General features: G+C 60.2%; 1 protein-coding gene. It reads right to left on the bottom strand.

Annotation, left to right across the window (positions count from 1 at the left end; translation table 11 throughout):
• A partial coding sequence (locus HBA93_RS23120) for a hypothetical protein (RefSeq protein ID WP_221724786.1) occupies nucleotides 1-241 on the bottom strand: 241 nt, incomplete at both ends.

The raw sequence follows: 241 nt of genomic DNA, 5'->3' as shown, positions 1-241 counted from the left end.
GCCTTGTTGGACGCATCGGTGTCCACCAGCGCCGATTGCTCGTTGGTCATCACCTCCTTGAGGATCGCGGCGATGGATTTTCTCTTGGCGAACCATTGACGGCGGATTTTGGTGAGGAGTTTCGTCGCGTCCGTCTTGTCCATCAGGATGGTGCGGGTGGACCAGCGATACGGGAACGCGAGCCGGTTCATCTCGTCGAGCAGGCCGGGCGTGGTCGCTGTCGGAAAGCCTGTGATGGTCA

The sequence above is a fragment of the Ochrobactrum sp. SFR4 genome (assembly GCF_019730395.1).
Taxonomy (GTDB): Bacteria; Pseudomonadota; Alphaproteobacteria; order Rhizobiales; family Rhizobiaceae; genus Pseudochrobactrum.
Note: the sequence above shows the minus strand (reverse complement) of the source record. Positions and strands in the feature narration are given on the sequence as shown.